This window comes from Anabaena subtropica FACHB-260, assembly GCF_014697105.1.
Lineage (GTDB): Bacteria > Cyanobacteriota > Cyanobacteriia > Cyanobacteriales > Nostocaceae > Trichormus > Trichormus subtropicus.
The window spans coordinates 19,252-38,402 of the sequence record NZ_JACJRF010000013.1 but is presented as its reverse complement, the minus strand read 5'-3'; the positions used below and the strand labels follow the sequence as shown (position 1 = coordinate 38,402).

Below are 19,151 nucleotides of genomic sequence, written 5' to 3'. Positions count from 1 at the left end.
TCACCTATGGTGTGGCGTAGCCCATCACTCGTTATTTTTTCAACTATCAGTAGTTTCCATCTCCATTGATAGAGAAGCATGGACTAAGGGTAACATCGGCCCCAGTTGCTCTTGTCCATTCACTGTTAAATCACTGTGACAAAGATAAATTTTCTTTGATACACGAGATAGTAAATCAGTCAAAATTCTTTGCAGTCGAGTTTGTTCTGCTAATTTTTCATCTTCTGCTGTCCAAGGCTGTCCCAACCTGTCTTGTAAGAAAAACGGCGCACCAAATAAGGTAGCTGCGCCACCTTTTGCCCACAAAGGTGAACCAGCATCTAGCCAAAAATGCCAGTGGTGAAATCTTCTACTAGAACGGTATTGGAATATAGTTGCTAGGGTGACAGCTTTTTTAATGGAACCAATGGGACGTAGAGGATAAGGGTTAGCTGTAATAGTTCCCCGCCGGAGCAGTTGAATAAATTCAGCGATGGAATCGTTGACTATTGACGGTTGAGTCAGAAATTCCTCCCCTACTCCCTGTTCCCTGCCCCTATTTTGCCGTAGTCTAGTGTCAATTTCCCAATAGTGCTGGGCAGTTTCCAGTAATTCTCGTAGTGCTGCCAACTGATCATAGGGTAGGTTGCTGCCATTCCACAAAAAGCGCTGAATTGCTCTATCTAACAGGGAAATGGGGCTGGGAATTAGGCGTAGTTCTTGTTGCGATCGCTGTTGTTCTAACCACTGTAATATTTCACCATAGGCTATGGTGGCTGCATAACCAATGCGATCCCAACGTTCAAAGGTTGTCACCGGGAGCAAGTTGGGGTTTTCGGGATGGGGGACAAAGCAGTAATCAGCGATTAATCCTGCTCGTACTGGGTCGATTTTAGTGGTGAGTGGGGAGTGGAGAATAGGAAGTGGGGTAGGGGTTTCTGGAGTTTCTGGTTTTCTACTTAAGACAACCAACATCTCTGCAACAGCATCCCTGTCTACTAAGCGTCCTAAACCCGGATAAACTAGTGCCAGCATGGTAAGTAATGCTCTGATGACTGGTGAACTGATTAAGGGGCGTTGGTCGTTGAGGGATTCAACTGGGATATTTTGCTTAGTAAGGATTTCTGTTAGTGTATAACGAGCGATCGCATCTAAACCAGGGGCAATAATCGCCACCTGTTCTGGTTGTACTTCTCCCGATTGGATAGCTTTGACAATTACCTGGGCTGTTTGTCGTAACAATTGAGCGCGGGATGTGGTTTGAATTGACTCCACGACGGATGGTAAACAAGACAATAGCATTGGTTCAGTGAGTGATTCTACTATTGGCATCACTAGCCTATCTACCAAAGATTCTGCTGCTACTCCCACCAAAGTCTTTACTTGACAGCGTTTAGCTAAACCTGCCATGTATTCAGGATCGGCTCCTAATCCCAACCGCACACCACCATCAGGATTATAACTAAAAGCGGCGATCGCACCTTGATCTAACAACAACTCAAATAAATTCCGCACCACACCCGGATATTCATCTACATCATCAGCTAGCACCGCCTGATATCTTGCCGTTAGATGTTGCTGATAATTTTCATTGGTTAACAAGTGCTGACTATAGAGTTCAGTAATAATGCCATAGGTTAGTAACCCCCTATCTAAGCACCAATTACGCCAATCTAGTAATAAAGATGCCAAAAATTCTGGCTCTAAATTGACATTATTATCCTCTAACCCTGTTTCCAAAACCTGAGCAATATCTTCGCAAGGTGTACCACTGTAAGCAGCTAGTTGCATCACGTCCAAAATGCGTCTCACCAAGCGATACTCATTCACTCCCGCACGCCGTAAGGTTTCCTCATCTAACTGAGAACGCCAGAGTTTCGTTGCCAGTTCTTGCTCAGTTTCTGGGCGCAATCTTACAGGAAATTGTGCCTTTAGATTTAACAATTGAATCAGTAAAGGCCAAAATAAAATAACGTCATCTTGAAAAAAACCTAATGGAGTTTTCACCCGAATTGGGTATTTTCCTTGTGTATTAGTAACAATTTTGTCACCCAATTCTCGACGATTATCATCATTCGCAGACAAAACTAAAACTCCGGGTTTGGCTTGTTGAACATCGAAAGATAGAGGTACGGAACTGCTGGGATTTAATTTGGCTTTTTTGGTATAAAATAGTTCATGAACTCGGCTTCTCTTTTGTACCCAGTCACAAAAGTTTTCCACCAAATAAGTAGTCTTACCACTGCGGCTACTACCAACAATCCAAATAGAATGAGAAAGCACAAAATATCTCCTGAACAGATTTGCTAGTATATTTTTTGCGTTAATTTAAAGTTAATGAACTCTGATTAATCAAGAATTACGGTTGACTATTTACAATGAGAAATTCTATTTTTAGCGAAAAATTTTATCCTTTTCTGCTGTCTGCTTATCGCTGGTATTTACGTACTCCAGAACGTTCTCTAGAAGAAGCTTATAAAGCTGCATTAAATATTAAAGCCATCGAAGATGAATACTTTAATGGTAACAAAATAGACTTCAATTTAGCCATATACAGCAACAGTGTGATGGATTATTTTGAGTCTGATTTAGCCCAACAATTAAAAACAGCTAGAATGCGGCTCACTGAATTTCGCTTCAGTCGTTGGTTCTCTAATGAATCTAACCAACAGGCTGCTCGTAAAGCAGGTATAGAATATCCCAGTCCCTCAGTAACTTTAGAAAAATTAAAATTCATTGATGAAATTATTTCAAAATATACCATCAATGAAATATTTTCTTCATCTGGAATTTCATCCTCACAGATTAGCACCTCTGACTCAACACCATCTGATGATCAGTCACTCACCTCTGCCTTAAGAACTAATGAAATTAATAAGAATAATTTAGTCGAACGCACCTACACACCAACATCACCACCACAATTAGCCAAACCCAAAACAGAACGTCATAAGAAGGCACGGGGAAAAGCAGATACAACAGGTATTTTACCTCGTTCTATCTTAAGTACTATTGGCCGTTTGCAAATTGAATTAGATCCAAACGCCGAACAAGATGTTGTTAATAACTTCCGGCAAGCTCAGAAAAGAAGTATCATATCTATTAGATTTATTTTACTCCTAATTATAGTACCTCTTTTAACCCATCAGTTAACAAAAGCCTTAGTTATTGGGCCAATTATCGATAATTTTAAATCTGCGGAAACAGAACAGATATTTTTGAATTCAGAGATGGAGGAAGAAGCATTATTGACGCTACAAAGGTTTGAAGAAAGAATTAAATTTGAAAATTTTATTAGTAATGCACCTCCCCTTTCTCCTGAAGCCATAGAAACTCAAATGAGAGAAAAAGCTCAAGAACTTGCAGCAGAATTTCGCGGTGAAAGTTCTAATGCAATTAAAAATGTTTTTGCCGATATCTTTTCTGTTGCTACATTCATTTGGTTGCTGCTGGTTAGCAAGCCTTCGATTATGGTACTTAAGGAATTTTTTGATAATGTCGTCTACGGTTTAAGTGATAGTGCCAAAGCATTTATCATTATTTTGTTTACTGATGTATTTGTAGGATTTCACTCTCCTCATGGTTGGGAAGTGATTTTGGAAGGTTTATCCCGCCACTGGGGATTACCAGCTAATAGAGAATTTATCTTCTTATTTATTGCGACTTTCCCTGTAATTTTAGATACTATCTTTAAATATTGGATTTTCCGTTACCTCAACCGCATATCGCCTTCCGCAGTCGCTACATACCGTAATATGAATGAATAAAAACTTGCTGATTGCTGAGTACGAATACTATTAATTAGTGACTTTTATTTTAGTTTGGAACTACTAATAATCATATCTCGTCATCTCTGGTTACTGTGAGTTGAGTGGTAGTTCGTGTCTCATCAGGTAATTATTTAAACATAAATATTAATTATGGAACTTAGCTGGATAAAGGGTAATATCAAGACAAAATTTTCGCGTAGCGCCCCGCAGGGAAGAAAGCAAAATTTTATCTAGGTTTCCAGATTTAATTTTTTTGCTATCTTTTAATATTTAGTATAAAAAACGACAATTATGCCCTAGTATACTTATGTTTTCTGCATTCTACTCACCTCATCAGATAGCTTGTGGTATTTTTCCCCGTCTCTAAATTTTTATTGAATTTGGTATCGTTACCGAAATCAGGTTCTTACAGGTTGTATCTAACAATGTCCTTACTTAGCTAATGACTTCCGTTTTCCTGGCTAGACAGCAAAACTACTTTATTGACAAAACTGAAGCAGTAGCAATGCCCAATAAATTGAGTCCACTCGCTTTTGGCAGTGTACTGCTGATCTTAAATGTGAGGTGAAAAATGTTCAAAATTTTATTTGATACCGACTTAATACTAGATAGTGTCATGAATCGCACTGAATCTGCTGAAGATGTCAGAGAACTATTAGAGAATTTACATCCATCGATTCGGTTATATTTAACAGATGTTGGTTTACAAAAAGTTTCTACTTATACTTGTTGTTTAAAAAATCGTAAGATTCCTGAAGTCATAGTTGAGTGGTTGCAAGAACAAATCCATATTTGTGCTATTAATCAAGATTTGCTACAGAAAGCACGTTATTTTCCCTTAAAAGACTTTGAATCTGCTGTAGAGTTAGCTTGTCTTAGCCATTACCAATTAGATGCAATTGTTACTAATAAACAGGAAAATTTTCTGGCAGTTGCTAATCAATTTTACATCTGGTCATTTACTGACTTGTGGTTGCGTATTAAGTTAGAAAGTCAGTTACAGGCGACTATATCTAGTTAATAAAAATTTTTCTCTTAAAAAACTGTAAATAAATTTTGATGAATTTTGCCATTGGTATGCTTTTCTGTCGAAGAGTAGGTAACGCCTGATGTGAATTAGCAACGCCTCTTATCCCACAAGAGTTTCAAGACTCACTCAAAATCACAGTTTTGTGAATACGTACAGAATTACAAGGGTTTCAAGACTAATTCACATTAAACGTAGGTACTAATTTAATGAAAGTTCTCTGTTTACGGTTTCGGAGTTTGAGATAATATTTTCTTCATCAAATTGAAATTTACATTAAGATATTTTAACAAATGGTAATATTTCATAAATAAGGAGTCAGTGCTTAGAATCATTTAGTAAATAAGGAATCTATAGCATTTAGGTTTTTAACAACTATTCAGATGGGTTGTCAAACTCTGCTTAATTCTGACTTCGGGATTCTGGATTCTGAATTCTGACGACAAATTTTATTTCTTAAAGAAGAGATGAGGCTAAATTTTTTTTTGTAATTTGATGGTGCAGGTTTTCTTTAGTGCTAGGATCTACGACTATAGGTAAGATTAAAGTGCTGTAGCTGTGAAACAAAAGCCAAAACCAAGGATCGCTTTGTTGCGGGAGAAAGCAGGACTAACTCAGTTGGAACTGTCCCGTCTTGTTGGTGTGACTGAAAGCACTATTCAAAACTGGGAAAGTGGCCGGACTGGAACAGAGCATATTGAAAGAATTATTAGGTTTTGTAAAGCGTTGAATTGTCAAGTAGATGACCTAATTGATTACAAAGATGAATTGACAGAAGAATCTGTAACTAAACCAACGTCTTTAAGTGAAATTCATCATCTTTTAGGAACCGAAGAGGCTACTTTCGTTAATAGTTCTGAGGCTGGGTTTTCTCAACAGCCAAAAGCACCCGAAATCAGTTTCTAGCGCTCAAAATTAAAATTACTACCTCCGACCAATTACTGGCGCTCTGCTCGGTAATTGGTAGTTGTTCGTTTGGATTTTCTTGTTATCTATTACCAATTACCAATTGACTAGTGTTGAATTGTTGCCATAAAGCATCAACACTAATAAATTTGTAACCTTGTTGTAGCAGTTGCGGAATCAGGACTTGAATTGTTGCAGCTACATCTTGTCCACCACAAGCACCATCGTGTAGAACAATCAGTGAGCCGTTTTGTACTTGCTTGAGAACGCGCTGTACTACTTCGGTAACTCCTGGCCTCACCCAGTCTTCTGGAACAACACTCCACATGACTGGACGATATTTCCACTGTTGGAATAAATTTAAGGTTTTGGGTGTAAATAATCCGTTGGGAGGCCTAACATCGCGCACTTTTTCAGGAGAGAGGTTACAAGCAGTGTATATGGCTAATTGGGTTTTTTCTAAACTCTCTTTGAGTTCGATTGGCGATAGCATTGGGAAAGAGCGATGATCGTACCCGTGCAAGCCTATCCAGTGACCGCGATCGCATATTGCTTGAGCAATACTTGGGGAACTGTTGACACAAGCACCTAACAAAAAAAAGCTAGCAGTGATGTTGTAGCGATCTAAGACTGCTAATACTTCGGGGGTGTATTGGGGATGGGGGCCATCATCAAAAGTTAAGGCGATCGCTTTACAAGTGCGATCGCCACTCCAGAGACAGCCAGGAAAAGTCGGTTGTAGAATCCGATGAACAATAGGAAACAGAGGAGCTAGCTGCATTTTGACTAACCCTTACCTTCGTTGTGGAGGTTAAATCTTAACAGATTTTTTCTGATTGGATTGTGCTACACGAGTGAGTTTTGGTCTCTTCTTACCTAATAACTCAAAAAATAACTCCTCATATTGCTCAATAGCTTGCTCAAAGGAAAAATTTTCTTCTGCGAATTTTCTACCTTGGTTGCCTAATTTTGTTGCTAGTGCCGAATTATTATATATATCTAACACTGCTGCTGCTAATGCTTCTGGTGATTCCGGCTCCACAATCATACCGCCGCCACTTTCTCTAATGACTTTGGCTGCTGTACCAGTTGCTGGTACTGAACCCACAATCGGACGGCCTGAAGCCAATGCTAGTGGTATCTTAGAGGGCATATTGAAGGCAATGACGTTGCTTTTCTGCACAATTAAGCTGACATCAGCCGCCGCTAACATTTGCGGTAGCTGTTCTCTTGGCTGCAATGGTAAAAGCAAAACATTATCTGCACCACAAGATAGACAATGTTTTTGTAATCGGGATAAAGCTGTTGATTCGCCTATAATCACAAAACTAATATCTGGAATGTGACGCAGATAAGCAGCTGCGGCTATTACCGTCTCTAAACCTTGTGTTAGGGCGATGTTACCAGAGTACATCACCACAAATTTACCATCTAGCTGATGAACGGTTCTCCAAGAATTATTCTTTGCCAAGGGACGGATAAAATTAACATTGACCCAATTGGGAATACAAACAATCTTTTTGGCACTTACTCCTTTATGTACTAAATTCTCACGGAAGCCATCAGCGATGACACTAATCTTGGTAGCATTTCTATAGGCAAATTTTTCTATAATTTCGCAAAAGCGAATCATTAATTTATTGGTCATCAGTCCGACACGCACTGCTGCTTCGGGTAAAATGTCTTGTACATTTAACACCACAGGACACTTAAAAAACCAACCAAGAAAGCTTGCTGGTAGTGAAACAAGTAGTGGGGGTACTGTTAACAAAATCAAGTCTGGTCTTTTGCCGTTAAAGGCTTGTGGCAAGCTAGTGAAGATAAAACTTAACTCTAGTAACAATCTATCTAACAGGTTAGGTTTGGATTTAATCCGTAGGTAACTGCGCTGGATCGTCACACCATTCTTTTGTTCTGTAACGTACCACTTACCTTTATATCCATCATAAATTTCTCGTTGGGGATAGTTAGGCATTCCTGTAATCACCCGCACCTGATGTCCTCTTTGTGCTAAACCCTCGGCCAGTTCAGTCATTAAAGGTGCAATGCCAATTGGCTCTGGATAATAGTTGTAAGAGTAGATAAGAATGTGCATGATTTATTCAGTAATTTTTATGAAGTTAACCTGAAATCATTGGATATGTTTGAATAGTTAGTTAGATAGTGATATAAAACTTCCTGATGTGTGTTGGAAACCTAGTTCTACAATAATTATAAGGGATAATACATATTTACTTTTTATACCTAAAACTATAGAGACACATCTGAATCAACAGATGTTTCCGTATGTGCAATTGCAAAATATTAGGCTTTATATGCTTTATGAATACAATCTTTAATACATACAGATTCTTTTATGTGTTTTAAATGATGCTTTCTATTCTCCAATTCGTATTGTAGCTTTACGGTTAGGTTTTTTTGGGGGTTTCACTGAGTGTTCATCAAATCTTTAAATTTTATGTTAAATTTCATTTAAATTTTAAAATTTAATACGCATGAATTATCGTGAGAGATTTTTTATATTTAAAAGTGGTTTTTAAATATAAAAATCTCTCACTCTTTAATAATTTATAATGCTGTTTACACAATATAAATTGAATACATGAGATTTTTTCCTAATTTATTCATCAAGAGCGATGAGGAGATTTCCAGAAAATCACTCACCTAATATTCATCGTGGAATGGTATGACTAACTTAGTAAATCAAGCGTAATGAGTTACGTCAGATCATCTCGTTGGTTTATTTTCTCTCAAGGATTCTAATTAAAAAGATTTAAATATTTTTACTGAAAATAGAATTCTGAATTTGGCAAAATTTGGGTGTCTACGTCTTGCAATTATCAGAACTCAGGTAGGATTGCTATAGTCTCTAATATTTTCATCATATCAGTCCTGACTTTCTTGATTCTGTTGAATTACTTAAATAATGGCTAAAAAAATTCCAGTCACCGTGATTACAGGCTTTTTAGGTAGTGGAAAAACCAGCCTAATTCGCCACCTACTCCAAAATAACCAAGGCCGCCGCATAGCAGTTTTAGTCAACGAATTTGGCGAACTTGGTATAGATGGCGATTTGTTGAAATCCTGCCAAATTTGTCCCGAAGATGAGGATGGCGGGAATAATATTTTTGAATTAACGAATGGCTGTCTATGCTGCACCGTCCAAGAAGAGTTTTACCCGACGATGCAAGCGTTACTCAAACGCCGAGATAGCATTGACTGTATTGTGATTGAAACCTCTGGTTTAGCTTTACCCAAACCATTGGTAAAAGCCTTTCGCTGGCAAGAAATCCGCAACGCCGCAACAGTGGATGCTGTGGTGACAGTGGTAGATTGTGCAGCTGTAGCATCAGGGACGTTTGCGAGTGATTTAGAAGCGATCGCCGCTCAACGTCAAGCTGATGATAGTCTAGAACACGAAACACCATTGCAAGAACTGTTTGAAGACCAACTAGCTTGTGCAGATTTGGTGGTGTTAAGCAAAACTGATTTGATCGATGCAGAAACAAAATCACAAGTTGAAGAATTAGTCAAGCAAGAATTGCCTAGAGTAGTGAAAATAGTAGAAAGCGATCGCGGTCAACTTGATCCATCTATACTATTGGGATTCCAGGCAGCAGTAGAAGACAACTTAGATAGCCGTCCCAGTCATCACGACACCGAAGAAGACCACGACCACGACGAAGATATCACCTCAACTCACCTAATTTTAGACCGGGACTTTGACCCAGAAAAATTGCAAGCACAATTGCAGACACTGACCACTCAACAAGAAATTTACCGAATTAAAGGCTTTGTAGCAGTCCCCAATAAACCCATGCGCCTAGTAATGCAAGGGGTAGGCAACCGATTTGATAAATTTTATGATCGCCCTTGGCAGCCACAAGAAGCAAGGCAAACTCGTTTAGTTTTTATCGGTCGTGATTTAAACTCAGCAGATATAGAATCACAACTAGTAGCCTTATAATTTATACTTCCTTTTTTCCCCACTCCCTAGCTTTTTTATGGACATCACTCAACTATTCAACATTGCCAATATTTTTGTCTTGCCTTTTTGGGCATTAATGATTCTTCTTCCCAATTGGCAAGTAACACGGCGAGTAATGGAATCATACATACCCTTTTTGCCTTTGGCTGGAGCATATTTATATCTGTTTGTCACCAGCATTACCCCAGAAAATGCCCAAGCTTTATCTAATCCCCAGTTAGCAGATATCGCTCATTTTTTCGCCGATGAAACAGCTGCTGCAACTGGTTGGATTCATTTCCTCGTAATGGATTTATTTGTCGGTAGGTGGATATACGGGGAAGGACAGAAAACCGGAATTTGGACAATTCATTCGCTAATACTGTGTTTATTTGCTGGTCCTTTGGGAGTTTTATCTCACATCTTTACTTACTGGATTACTAAAGCAATTTCTCCAAACTTCGAACGTCATGATGTAGCTAAATCACCACAACAGACTGTTTCTTAAAACAGTTATCAGTAGTCAGTAATCTATTACAGAAGTAAGCGGCGGGGTGGCTTTCTTCACCACCCACATTTTTGTTGGGTTTTACCGCCGCTTTTAATTAAATTTACTAAAACTGTAAATTTTCTGTGTTTCCAGATCACTACTAACCGATGAAGGCAATTTATCGGATGAAATCGCCTGACGATCTAGTTGGACTTGCAAATTACTGAGGGGGTCGTTACCAGAAGAAATTAGAAATTCCACTTTTTGGACATAAGGCAAACCTGCTAAATTATCCAAAATTGGTAAAATTGCTTGTACGTAAGGATGACCACTTTGGTTGTACCAATCACAACTAGCGACTTTTGCTTGGTCAAACCCTAAGTGTACTGTCAAAGATGGATTATCGAAAAGAGCGATCGCTAATGGACGCGCTTCTTCCTGCAACAATAAATCATGACTCTTAGCTAAGTGACGTAGTTTTTCTAAGCGTTCATAGCGTTTTGTCACCAATTGCGGGTCATCTTGCCAATGGATAGCTACAGTTACGAGGTAAGTCTGCAACAACAGATGACCTAGCTTTTTCGCTTTAGTTGCCAAATAATAAGAATTGTAGTCGTTGGCTTCAATTAACAATGGCACGCGATCGACTACTTCCATTCCATAACCCTTCACACCAGCAATTTTTCGGGGATTATTGGTAATTAGGCGAATCTTTTTCACACCCAAGTCCATGAGCATTTGTGCGCCCATACCATAGTCACGCAAGTCGGCAGGGAAACCCAAACGCTCGTTTGCTTCCACCGTATCCAATCCCATATCTTGTAAGGAATAGGCTTTGAGTTTGTTAATTAACCCAATCCCCCGTCCTTCTTGTCTGAGATAAACAACCACTCCTTGTCCAGCAGATTCGATCATTTTCAAGGCGGCTACAAGCTGCATCCGACAATCGCAACGCAGGGAACCCAAAGCATCGCCAGTTAAACATTCTGAGTGCATCCGCACCATCACAGCTTCATCTTGAAAATTCGCAGGATCGCCCTTGACAATCGCTACGTGTTCTGTATTATCAAGAGTGTGGCGATAGGCGTAGATGTCAAACTGACCGAACTGGCTTGGTAGTTTGGTGACAACTTCTCGATATACTAAGCGATCGTGTTGGAGACGATAACTAATTAAATCAGCAATACTGATGATTTTCAGATTGTGATGTTTGGCATAATCCATTAACTGCTGTAAACGCGCCATTGAACCATCGGGGTTTTGAATTTCGCAAATTACCCCAGCCGGATACAACCCAGCCAATCGAGATAAATCAACAGCCGCCTCTGTATGTCCAGCACGTTTGAGGACTCCACCAGCTTTGGCTCGCAAGGGAAAAATATGACCAGGACGACGCAAATCCGTAGGTTTGGTAGCTGGGTTAAGTGTCACCTGAATTGTTTTTGCCCGGTCTTCGGCAGAAATGCCCGTAGATACGCCTAAGTGGGGGCCAGCATCAACACTGACAGTAAAAGCAGTTTGGTTGGTGTCAGTAATATTTGTCACCATTAACGGTAGATCGAGTTCATCGAGGCGATCGCCACTCATCGCCAGACAAATCAACCCTCTCGCTTCCACTGCCATAAAATTGATCATGTCAGGTGTGGCAAATTGGGCCGCACAAATCAAATCGCCTTCATTTTCTCGATTTTCGTCATCTACCACTACAATGGCACGACCTGCTTTCAGGTCTGATAAGGCAGCATCAATGGAATCAAACATAAACTTTTCAGTTGGAGAGGCAAAGTTGTGAGTGGTTTCTTCTATTTGAGAAATAACACCCGTGCCAGGATTCTCCCCATTTAGGGGAATAGTGGAGGACTGCTGTGTATTTTTAGGTTGTGACACAGAGGATTTTGAGCCAGCGATAGTAAATTTTTTTTACAATTTCTTATTATAAATTGTAGCTCGTTTATACGGCAGAGATATAGACTAGCAATGTTTTGATAACAAGAAGAAATTTCTCCCGCTAGAATTGGGGTTTAATACTAAAGTCAGTGCTGAGTTCCGAGTGAAATACTAAATGACCGTCATAAACTACCTACACCAGAATAAGTTAAACACAGAAGTTAGAGGCTATGATTTTTGACTCAGCACTTACCATCAGCTCTATAGTTGATAGCTAATCACAAATTAACCAAAAGTGGATAAGGATTTGAGAACATGGGCAATTTTAGACGCGTACCCGTTGGGATTGTTGGCGCGTCAAGTTATGGTGGAGTGCAATTAGTCCGATTACTGATGGATCATCCAGAAATCGAACTAGTTTATTTAGGTGGTGAGAGTAGTATAGGTAAACCTTTTACATCTCTCTACCCCCACTTAGCTCATGCAGTGAAATTACCAATTGAGGAAGTAGACCCAGAAGTTATCGCGCGTCGCTGTGAAGTGGTATTTCTCTCGCAGGCAAATGGACTAGCTTGCCAAATTGTGCCAATTTTGTTGGAAAAAGGCTGTAAAGTACTAGATTTGAGTGCAGATTATCGATTCCGTGACTTGACAACTTATACCACTTGGTATGGTCAGGAAAGAAGCGATCGCACCACAGCCGCCGCCGCAGTCTATGGATTACCTGAACTTTACCGCGATCGCATCTCCGAAGCCCAATTAGTTGGCTGTCCTGGTTGTTACCCTACAGCCAGCCTCTTAGCATTATCCCCATTGTTAAAACAAGGGTTAATCGTACCGGAAACCGCTATTGTTGATGCTAAATCCGGCGCATCTGGTGGGGGGCGAGAAGCCAAAAGTTACTTATTATTAGCAGAAGCAGATAATTCTTTAGCTCCCTATAGTGTTGTTCGTCACCGCAGTACCCCGGAAATCGAGCAAATTTGTAGTGATTTGGCAGGTCATGAAGTCACAGTCCAATTTACGCCACACCTCGTCCCTATAGTGCGGGGGACTTTGGCTACTGTTTACGCCACCCTCCGCGATCCTGGTTTAGTCGGGGATGACTTAACCACTATTTATACAGCTTTTTACCGTAATTCCCCTTGGGTAAAAGTCTGTGAAAGTGGAATTTATCCCCAAACCAAATGGGCAACTGGCAGCAATCTTTGTTATCTCGGTGTAGCAGTTGACCCGCGTACTGGCCGAGTGATTGTCATGTCAGCAATTGACAACTTAATCAAAGGTCAAGCGGGTCAAGCAATTCAGTGTCTCAACATTATGATGGGGTGGGATGAGACATTGGGCTTGCCTAAATTGGGGTTTTATCCATAATAGGTTACAGGAAATTCCTGTCCCCTATCCCCTATCCCCTACTTAGGCCCTAAACCAACAGCCCCAGCATAAATGGCGCGATCGCCTAATTCATCTTCAATTCGCAGTAAGCGGTTGTACTTAGCTACTCGTTCACTACGACACAGAGAACCAGTTTTGATTTGACCTGCACGAGTGGCGACGGCTAAATCGGCAATTGTCGTGTCTTCTGTTTCCCCAGAACGATGGCTAATCACTGAACGGAAACCGTTACGAGTTGCCAAATCAATGGTTTCTAGAGTTTCGGTCAGGGAACCAATTTGATTAAGTTTAATCAAAATGGAGTTACCTGCTTTTTCTTGAATGCCCTTTTGTAAGCGGGTAGCGTTAGTGACAAACAAGTCATCACCAACTAGCTGCACCTGTGAACCAACTTTCTCGGTGAGTAATTGCCAATTTTGCCAATCTTCTTCATGTAAACCATCTTCTATAGATACAATCGGGTATTGGCTAACCAACTGGGCTAAATAATCGATAAACTCCGTTGGTGCATGGGGTTTACCATCATAGACATACTTCCCTTCCTTGTAAAATTCACTAGCCGCCACATCTAGCGCCAGCGCCACTTGTTCCCCTGGCTTGTACCCAGCTTTCTCAATAGCCGAAACTAGCAATTCTAAGGCTACCTGATTAGATTCCAGGTTAGGAGCAAAACCACCTTCATCGCCTACACCAGTTAATAAACCTTTGTCATGCAACACTTCACTGAGGGTTGCAAATACTTCTGCACCCCAGCGCAAGGCTTCGCGGAAAGAGGACGCACCAACAGGAACAATCATGAACTCTTGGAAATCCACGTTATTAGAAGCGTGCGCCCCACCGTTGATGACATTCATCAATGGTACGGGCAACAAATTAGCTAAAGGATTACCTAAGTAACGGTATAGGGGAATAGCCAAAGATTCAGCCGCCGCTTTAGCAGTTGCCAAAGACACAGCTAAAATCGCATTTGCACCCAAATTAGATTTGTTACCAGAACCATCAAGGGCAATCATGGTTCGGTCGATAAGTTCTTGGTCTAGGGCATCCAAATCAATTAATTCAGGGCCGAGTACCTCATTAACGTTGTGTACCGCCTTAAGAACGCCTTTACCACCGTAACGGCTTTTATCCTTGTCTCTGAGTTCGTGAGCTTCAAAGGTTCCTGTAGAAGCGCCACTGGGAACCTGTGCCAATCCTACGGCACCGCTTAATAGATGTACTTCGGCTTCTATTGTTGGTCTACCGCGTGAGTCGAGAATTTCACGGGCTAAAATCGCCTCAATGGAGGTATCGACAATATTACTCATTGATTTCTTTGTCTCCTTCTTACCGTTGATCGCACACAGTCGAATGGCTCAACCCAATCGTTAGCATAGGCGCTGAGGCGACCTATCGGCTGAGATTAAATGAAGATTTCCAAAGTCAATAGTCAATAGTTATTAGTCATTAGTCAAGAGTTATTCGTCATGAGTTATTTTTTAGTGTTGATCCTCTTGGGGATAATTACTTAATATAGGTAAAATTAATCACATTTAAATTGAGAATACTAATGAAACTTACTTTGACAGCGATTAGCTACGCTAGGCGGAACACCATCAATACGGTTCGGTTAACAGAGTTATCTGTTGAGGCGAGCAGGGGGTGCAGGGGGAGAATAGAAGCAGGGGAAGAGAAATTGCTTAATAATAACTCTCTTCCCTCCCCTGCCTCCCCTGCACCCCCTGCTTATCCGAACCGTATTGGGAACACCATCTGGCGAAAACGGTTACTAAGTTTATTAAAAAGTGGATTAATTCGTATCCACTCCCGAACCTCTAATCCCTCTGTACAATGTTGGCAGAAATCAATATTTTGAGGTCACTATGCGCTTACTACATACAATGCTACGAGTGGGAAACCTGGAAGAGTCTCTAAAATTCTACTGTGATGTCCTGGGAATGAAGTTACTGCGGAGAAAAGATTATCCAGGAGGAGAATTTACCCTAGCTTTTATCGGCTACGGCGACGAAAGCGACAACACAGTTATAGAACTAACCTACAATTGGGGAGTGGACAAGTACGAACTAGGCAACGCTTACGGTCATATTGCCCTTGGTGTAGATGATATCTACACCACCTGTGAGTCAATTAAAAATCAAGGCGGTAAAGTAGTAAGAGAACCAGGGCCAATGAAGCATGGCTCGACAGTAATAGCTTTCGTGGAAGATCCAGATGGATACAAAGTTGAGCTAATCCAACTAGGTACTCAAGGATCAACTGTAAAACCAGAATCATCAGAACAACTGGTGAAACAAGTTTAGGGACGGGTTTTTAGTTTTGGGGTGTGGGGATGTAGAGGTTTAGGGATGTGAAGGTTCAAAACTCTTACAAGCTGTAAACTCTCCTTATGCACAGAGTCTTATTGCATGAGTCCTGATTTTACTAAAAACCTACACTTGTAAGCCTACCTCCCCTTACTCTTACTCTGCGGGAAACTAAAGCTACATCTCCCTAATCCCCTTACCTCTGTGTCTACCAAATTAAATATTTTCCCGAACACCATCGGGCAAAGTAGCCTCATGACGGTGTTTTCGTTTTAAATTAAGAAATAGATACTAAGTCAAACCATAACTTAAGTACAACATTTCATTAATCCCTAGCGAATTAACTAAGGAAATGCTCTCCACCCCTCCCTGCTCTGACTCCGTCTTCCTCTGTGTTTAAAAAGTTGCTAATTTATGCCAAGCGGTATGTTGATGTATTCATAATCTAACAACCTAGCATTTAATCTAGTTGTCTTTTTTACTCAATTTTTATACCCAAAATACAAGTCTGAATTATTACATCAGAAATCCTAAAGATGCAGCCTACAGATCCTAATAAATTTACAGATAAAGCCTGGGAAGCAATTGTCAAATCCCAAGATATAGTCCGTGCATATCAACAACAACAACTAGACGTTGAACATTTAATTCTTGCCCTGATAGACGACCCTACCAGTTTAGCTATTCGGATTTTAGCTCGTGCAGAAATTGACCCAATTCGCTTACAACAGCAATTAGAAGCCTTTACCCAACGTCAACCGAAAGTAGGTAAGAGTGAACAGCTTTACCTTGGTCGTAGTTTAGATACTATGCTCGATCGCACCGAAGAAATTCGAGAGAGGATGAAAGATGGCTACATTTCTGTAGAACATATCCTCTTAGCTTTGGTGGATGATGAACGTGTCGGTCGGAAAATCCTCAAAGGTTTTAGTGTAGACAGTGCCAAATTAGAAGCTAGTATCAAAGCCGTTCGTGGTAGCCAAAAAGTGACAGACCAAAACCCAGAATCTCGCTATGAAGCCTTACAGAAATTTGGTAGAGATTTGACAGAACAGGCAAAATCAGGCAAGTTAGACCCAGTAATTGGACGAGATGACGAAATTCGCCGGGTAATTCAGGTGTTGTCTCGTCGTAGCAAGAATAACCCCGTCTTGATTGGTGAACCTGGGGTAGGTAAGACAGCGATCGCTGAAGCTTTGGCACAGCGTATAGTTAATGGAGATGTCCCCGAATCTCTGAAAAACCGTCAATTAATCTCTCTAGATATCGGTAGCTTGATTGCTGGGGCAAAATATCGGGGTGAATTTGAAGACCGATTAAAAGCAGTCCTCCGGGAAGTTACGGAATCTAACGGTAACATTGTTTTATTTATTGATGAACTGCATACCGTCGTCGGCACTGGTTCCAACCAACAAGGGGCAATGGATGCAGGCAATTTACTCAAACCCATGCTGGCGCGGGGAGAACTGCGTTGCATTGGGGCAACTACCTTAGATGAGTTTCGTAAATTTATCGAAAAAGACGCAGCCCTAGAACGGCGTTTTCAACAAGTGTACGTAGACCAGCCAAGTGTAGAAAATACAATCTCTATTCTGCGCGGGTTAAAGGAACGCTACGAAGTCCATCACAATGTGAAAATTTCTGACTCCGCACTAGTAGCCGCAGCAACTTTATCAGCCCGTTACATTGCTGACCGCTTCCTACCAGATAAAGCCATTGATTTAGTCGATGAAGCCGCAGCCCAATTAAAAATGGAGATTACTTCCAAACCAGCAGACTTGGAAGCCATTGACCGCCGCTTGATGCAGCTAGAAATGGAAAAGCTGTCCTTGGCGGGAGAAGAGAAAGTAGCGGCGCCAACCAAGGAGCGTTTGCAGCGAATTGAGTTAGAAATCACCAATTTAACTGAGAAACAGCAGGATTTAAACAATCAATGGCAAGGTGAAAAGCAGGTATTAGAAGCTATTAGTTTGTTAAAGAAAGAAGAAGACGCTCTAAGAGTGCAAATTGAGCAAGCAGAACGCGCCTATGATTTGAATAAAGCGGCTCAATTGAAATATGGCAAACTGGAAGGAGTACAGCGCGATCGCGAAGCGAAAGAAGCAAAACTATTAGAATTACAAAGCCAAGGTTCTACCCTGTTGCGGGAACAAGTCACCGAAGCCGACATCGCCGAAATCGTCGCCAAGTGGACAGGTATCCCCGTAAATCGGCTGTTGGAATCAGAACGGCAAAAACTCCTACAACTCGAAAGCCATTTACATCAACGGGTGATAGGACAACAGGAAGCAGTAGAAGCAGTATCCGCCGCCATTCGTCGCGCCCGTGCGGGAATGAAAGACCCCAACCGCCCCATCGGTTCATTCTTATTCATGGGGCCAACTGGTGTAGGTAAAACTGAACTCGCTCGTGCTTTAGCCCAGTTCCTCTTTGATGCTGATGATGCTTTGGTGCGTTTGGATATGTCCGAGTACATGGAGAAACACTCAGTCTCCCGCTTAGTTGGCGCGCCTCCTGGTTATGTAGGCTACGAAGAAGGAGGACAACTTTCCGAAGCAGTCCGCCGCCATCCTTATTCTGTAGTGTTATTAGATGAAGTCGAAAAAGCACACCCCGATGTGTTCAATATTTTATTGCAAGTATTAGATGATGGGAGAATTACTGATTCCCAAGGCAGAACAGTAGATTTCCGTAACACCGTCATTGTCATGACTAGTAACATCGGTAGCGAACATATATTAGACGTTTCCGGTGATGATACCCAGTACGAGACCATGCGGAATCGGGTCATGGATGCCTTGCGATCGCACTTCCGCCCCGAATTTCTCAACCGCGTTGATGATACAATTCTTTTCCACGCCCTCAGCCGTTCTGAGATGAGCCACATCATCCGCATTCAACTAAAACGAGTGGAAAGTCTCCTCAGAGATCAAAAAATCTCCTTTGAAATCTCCCCAGCCGCCTGTGATTTCCTCGTAGAAAAAGGCTATGACCCCGTTTACGGCGCACGCCCCCTAAAACGAGCCATTCAGCGAGAAATCGAAAACCCCCTCGCTACCAAAATCTTAGAAAATACCTTTATCTCCGGTGACACCATTTACATAGACCAAGATGAAAATGGTTTAAGTTTCACTAACAAAGCACCAGTAAAAGTTTCAGTAACACAAATCACAACCTAGCCAATTTGACAGAGACGGGTTTGATAGTACGTCTCTTTGCGCCCCTCCGCGCTTACCTCCGCGCCCCTCTGCGTTTAAATGTAGGGAAATCCGAATCACCGCTTGGGGGCAAACAATCCTAGCAAAAAGCAGCGATCGCTTAAACTATACCTTGAAAATCTTCATTAGTCCCATGCTCTTTTATATCCTGGGCATCTACCCATGATCATAAAAAGCTAAGATGTCTTGACTAAACAAATAGTTTCAGA

At 41.1% G+C, this 19,151-nt stretch carries 13 protein-coding genes; 8 read left to right on the top strand and 5 right to left on the bottom strand.

Annotated elements, in window-relative coordinates:
* Positions 1-39: 39 nt before the first annotated feature.
* Entirely contained in the window at positions 40-2,262 is a 2,223-nt protein-coding gene (locus H6G18_RS09910) for a recombinase family protein (RefSeq protein WP_190406930.1), read from the bottom strand.
* Positions 2,263-2,357: 95 nt separating this feature from the next.
* Here H6G18_RS09910 and H6G18_RS09905 point away from each other — a divergent pair, with 95 nt between their 5' ends.
* The 3 genes from H6G18_RS09905 to H6G18_RS09895 all read left to right on the top strand — a co-directional run bounded on the left by H6G18_RS09905 (position 2,358) and on the right by H6G18_RS09895 (position 5,682).
* Complete coding sequence (locus tag H6G18_RS09905) at positions 2,358-3,746, top strand: proton extrusion protein PcxA (RefSeq protein ID WP_190406929.1); 1,389 nt, start codon at positions 2,358-2,360, stop codon at positions 3,744-3,746.
* 574 nt (positions 3,747-4,320) lie between these two features.
* The gene (locus tag H6G18_RS09900) at positions 4,321-4,770 is read left to right on the top strand and encodes a PIN domain-containing protein (RefSeq protein ID WP_190406928.1); all 450 of its coding nucleotides are present in this window, start codon (positions 4,321-4,323) and stop codon (positions 4,768-4,770) included.
* 564 nt (positions 4,771-5,334) lie between these two features.
* Positions 5,335-5,682: a helix-turn-helix transcriptional regulator gene (locus H6G18_RS09895; RefSeq protein WP_190406927.1), complete on the top strand. Its 348-nt coding sequence runs from the start codon at positions 5,335-5,337 to the stop codon at positions 5,680-5,682.
* 82 nt (positions 5,683-5,764) lie between these two features.
* Here H6G18_RS09895 and H6G18_RS09890 read toward each other — a convergent pair whose 3' ends face one another.
* The gene (locus tag H6G18_RS09890) at positions 5,765-6,463 is read right to left on the bottom strand and encodes a polysaccharide deacetylase family protein (RefSeq protein ID WP_190406926.1); all 699 of its coding nucleotides are present in this window, start codon (positions 6,461-6,463) and stop codon (positions 5,765-5,767) included.
* Between the two features lie 30 nt (positions 6,464-6,493).
* Positions 6,494-7,777 carry a glycosyltransferase family 4 protein gene (locus H6G18_RS09885; protein WP_190406925.1) on the bottom strand — a complete coding sequence of 428 codons (1,284 nt, stop codon included), beginning with the start codon at positions 7,775-7,777 and terminating at the stop codon, positions 6,494-6,496.
* 831 nt (positions 7,778-8,608) lie between these two features.
* On the opposite strand from H6G18_RS09885, the gene cobW reads away from it, so the two are divergent.
* Together cobW and H6G18_RS09875 are read left to right on the top strand one after the other, a co-directional pair.
* The gene (gene cobW, locus H6G18_RS09880; protein ID WP_190406924.1) at positions 8,609-9,649 is read left to right on the top strand and encodes a cobalamin biosynthesis protein CobW; all 1,041 of its coding nucleotides are present in this window, start codon (positions 8,609-8,611) and stop codon (positions 9,647-9,649) included.
* 37 nt (positions 9,650-9,686) lie between these two features.
* Positions 9,687-10,157: an ABA4-like family protein gene (locus H6G18_RS09875; protein ID WP_190406923.1), complete on the top strand. Its 471-nt coding sequence runs from the start codon at positions 9,687-9,689 to the stop codon at positions 10,155-10,157.
* 93 nt (positions 10,158-10,250) lie between these two features.
* Here the strand turns inward: H6G18_RS09875 and ribBA are convergent, their stop codons facing one another.
* A complete protein-coding gene (gene ribBA / locus H6G18_RS09870; RefSeq protein ID WP_313954430.1) occupies positions 10,251-12,026 on the bottom strand; it encodes a bifunctional 3,4-dihydroxy-2-butanone-4-phosphate synthase/GTP cyclohydrolase II in 1,776 nt (591 codons plus the stop codon).
* Positions 12,027-12,341: 315 nt separating this feature from the next.
* Between ribBA and argC the strand changes: the two genes are divergently transcribed.
* Positions 12,342-13,400: an N-acetyl-gamma-glutamyl-phosphate reductase gene (argC, locus tag H6G18_RS09865; RefSeq protein ID WP_190406922.1), complete on the top strand. Its 1,059-nt coding sequence runs from the start codon at positions 12,342-12,344 to the stop codon at positions 13,398-13,400.
* Between the two features lie 38 nt (positions 13,401-13,438).
* On the opposite strand, the gene eno is transcribed toward argC, so the two are convergent.
* On the bottom strand, positions 13,439-14,728 hold the full coding sequence (eno, locus tag H6G18_RS09860) for a phosphopyruvate hydratase (RefSeq protein WP_190406921.1): 1,290 nt from the start codon (positions 14,726-14,728) through the stop codon (positions 13,439-13,441).
* A gap of 555 nt (positions 14,729-15,283) precedes the next feature.
* On the opposite strand from eno, the gene gloA reads away from it, so the two are divergent.
* Both gloA and clpB read left to right on the top strand, forming a co-directional pair.
* Positions 15,284-15,721 (top strand): lactoylglutathione lyase, encoded by a 438-nt coding sequence (gloA, locus tag H6G18_RS09855; protein ID WP_190406920.1) that lies wholly within the window; start codon positions 15,284-15,286, stop codon positions 15,719-15,721.
* A gap of 539 nt (positions 15,722-16,260) precedes the next feature.
* A complete protein-coding gene (clpB, locus tag H6G18_RS09850; RefSeq protein WP_190406919.1) occupies positions 16,261-18,903 on the top strand; it encodes an ATP-dependent chaperone ClpB in 2,643 nt (880 codons plus the stop codon).
* Positions 18,904-19,151 lie beyond the last annotated feature (248 nt).